At 64.9% G+C, this 2,592-nt stretch carries 2 protein-coding genes; one reads left to right on the top strand and one right to left on the bottom strand.

Features of this window, described 5'->3' with window-relative positions; translation table 11 throughout:
* Positions 1-65 precede the first annotated feature (65 nt).
* Positions 66-671: a hypothetical protein gene (locus H926_RS0117055; RefSeq protein ID WP_022677393.1), complete on the bottom strand. Its 606-nt coding sequence runs from the start codon at positions 669-671 to the stop codon at positions 66-68.
* A gap of 181 nt (positions 672-852) precedes the next feature.
* Here H926_RS0117055 and H926_RS28295 point away from each other — a divergent pair, with 181 nt between their 5' ends.
* A complete protein-coding gene (locus tag H926_RS28295; RefSeq protein ID WP_022677392.1) occupies positions 853-2,457 on the top strand; it encodes an FAD-binding oxidoreductase in 1,605 nt (534 codons plus the stop codon).
* Positions 2,458-2,592 lie beyond the last annotated feature (135 nt).

Here is a 2,592-nt window from a genome sequence, read left to right as displayed (position 1 = left end):
CTTGTGCAAAACGCCAGCATGTCCTCAAATAAGCGAAACCGCTCATTCGAATTGGCCCACCCCGCCTAATACGCCGCGTTGACGTCGAGCGACGGGGCGTTGGCCTTGGCCAGGATATCGCGCAGCCCGACGTTTTCGTCGGGATAGCGGATGTCGGTGATTTTCCAGCCTTCCTCCTTGCGGGCCATGGCGATCACCAGGTGCACGGTGGGTCCATCGGCCACGCCGCTGCGGGTCACGGTGACGTGGGCCAGGGCCTTGTGGGCATCGGCATGGGTGATCATGATGGTCTGCTGCAGATCGGTGGGGTTGTTGCACAGGCAGAGCGGATTGCCCGCCAGCGACGAGCCGGTGCCGCGCGTGGTATCGGCCAGCAGGCCGGCCATCTCTTCGGAAAAATAGCGGTGGCGCAGATCGCCCACGGTGGAAACCGCGCCGCCAAGGCCATCGTCGGCAAACATGGCCTTGAGAAACGCGGTGGGATCATCGGGCGTGGCCGCCGAGAAAATGCCGGCCTGGCTACTGGCGCCGGACGGCTCGGCATCGAGCGTGCCGGCGATATCGGGCGTATCGGCATCGTGCGAGAACAGCCGCGACAGCTGGCTGCAGCCAGTGGTGCCGGCCAGCAGGCCAACGGCAAGAGCGATGGTGACGAAAGGCTTGGTCTTCATGCCAGGTGCTTGGCTCGCTGCAAAGTCCTGGTCCCCACCTGCGATGATAGCCGGGGCTGAACGGCTTGGCGATACAAATCATGTGATGGCGGCTTGACCGACCGCGCGATTGCAGGCAGAACAATAACAATTGTTAGAAAATGAGTCCCGGTTGCGGGACCATGATGGGAGAGATCTGCCGGTGAAACTGCACCTGCCACCCCGCGTCAGCCCCCAGGGCTTTGCCGCCGCGCTCAAGGCCTATGAAGGCGTGGTGGGCAAGGATTGGGTCATGGCCAGCGAAAGCGACCGTGACGCCTATTCCGATATCTATGCCCCCGGCGATGCCGAGCAATGGGCCGCCAGCGCCGCCGTGGCGCCGGCCAATGTGGAGGAAGTGCGGGCGGTCGTGCGCCTCGCTAACGAGCACAAGACCCCGCTGTGGCCGGTCGCGCGCGGCAAGAACCTGGGCTATGGCACGGCCGCGCCGCGCATGGCCGGGTCGATCGTGCTCGATCTGGGGCGCATGAACAATATCATCGACATCGATCCCAAGCTGGCCACCTGCGTGGTGGAGCCGGGCGTGGGGTTCTTTGACCTGCACGATGCCATCCTGCGCGGCAACCATCCCTTGTGGATGAGCGTGCCGGGCAATGGCTGGGGCTCGGTGATCGGCAACGCGCTCGATCACGGCATCGGCTATACCCCCTATGGCCTCCATGCCCGCAACCTGTGCGGGCTGGAAGTGGTGCTGCCCGATGGCGACCTGCTGCGCACCGGCATGGGCGCGATGACCGGCAACCCGGCCTGGCACCTGTTTCCGTTCAGCTATGGCCCGACCTATGACCTGGCGTTCACCCAGTCGAACCTGGGCGTGGTCACCAAGGCCGGGCTGTGGCTGCAACCCGCGCCCGAAGCCTCGCTCGAACTGATCTTCGACATTCCCGAAGAGGGGGATATCGGCTGGGTGGTCGATACCATCGCACCGCTCAAGATTTCCGGGCTGATCGAGCAGAACGTGTTCATCCCCAGCTGGCTGGGCAAGATGGTGCTGAAAGGCCAGCGCCACGATTTCTGGGACAAGCCGGGTGCCATCCCCGAATGGCGCGTGGCCGAGCTGCTCAAGCAGTACAAGCTGGGCTACTGGCAGGTGGCGCTGCGCCTTTATGGCGAGGAAAGCGTGATCAAGGCCAAGGCCGAGATCGTCAAGGCGGCGATGAAGCGCCATCTGGCCGCGCCGCCGCAGGAGAACTGGTGGCGCCAGGGCGACGCCATCGGCCAGTACGAGATCACCATGGGCGTGCCCTCGGCCGTGCCGCTGCAGATGTCTGACTGGATCGGCGGGCGCGGCGCGCACATGGGCTTTTCCCCGGTGGTGCCGGCGAGCAGCGAGCATGTGCTGGGGCAGTTGAAGCGCAGCCGCAAGATCATCGCCGATCACGACGTAGATTTCTATGCCAGCTTCACCGTCGGCGGGCGATTTGCCAACAACATCAACATGCTGATGTACGATCGCGACGATGCCGCGATGGTTTCGAACATGAAGGCGCTGTTCAACGCGCTGATCAGCGAGACGGCCAAGGCTGGCTATGGCGAATACCGCACGCACCTGGGCTGGATGGACCCGGTGATGGACACGTTCGATTACAACAACCACGCGCTGCGCCGGTTCGACGAGCGGGTCAAGAACGCGCTCGATCCCAACGGCATCATTGCGCCGGGCAAGCAGGGCGTGTGGCCCGCCGCCTATGCCGCGCAGCGCCATTCCGCGCCGCAGGATAGCGTGACCAAGGGAGGCAAGGCATGACGCGCACCATTCTCGCCGTTGCGGCGATCGTTCTGGGCGCCTCGGTTGCGCTGGCGCAGGCCGGGGCGCCGCATGCACCGATGGGGCCGCCGCCGGGGCCGCCGCCGCCCTATCAACTGCGCCCGGCCTATCCGG

The sequence above is a fragment of the Novosphingobium sp. B-7 genome (assembly GCF_000410615.1).
Lineage (GTDB): Bacteria > Pseudomonadota > Alphaproteobacteria > Sphingomonadales > Sphingomonadaceae > Novosphingobium > Novosphingobium capsulatum.
This window is presented reverse-complemented; position numbering and strand designations above follow the sequence as displayed.

Coding starts and splice junctions, on each gene's coding strand:
- H926_RS0117055 (WP_022677393.1), bottom strand. CDS start 671: ATGAAGACCAAGCCTTTCGTCACCATCGCTCTTGCCGTTGGCCTGCTG.